Below are 220 nucleotides of genomic sequence, written 5' to 3' on the forward strand. Positions count from 1 at the left end.
AGATGATTGGGGTGAAGTCGTAACAAGGTAGCCGTATCGGAAGGTGCGGCTGGATCACCTCCTTTCTAAGGAAAATGCCCATGTGGCATTGCCCATCGTTCAGTTTTGAGGGTTCGTCCCTCGATTGTTCTTTGAAAACTGAAGATTCATCAAGACATCAAACCAAGAAAAATATGCATGGTCCGTTCGGACCGTGTGTCTTAGAAACGCTAGATCAAGG

Annotated in this window: 1 rRNA gene; it reads left to right on the top strand. The window is 46.4% G+C overall.

From position 1 onward, the window contains the following. Window positions 1–65 (top strand): 16S ribosomal RNA (locus tag KNP77_RS15920); the annotation flags it as partial. Window positions 66–220: the final 155 nt, after the last annotated feature.

Origin of the sequence: Exiguobacterium sp. s142 (genome assembly GCF_018618455.1) — a bacterium.
In the GTDB taxonomy this organism is placed as follows: Bacteria; Bacillota; Bacilli; order Exiguobacteriales; family Exiguobacteriaceae; genus Exiguobacterium; species Exiguobacterium aurantiacum_A.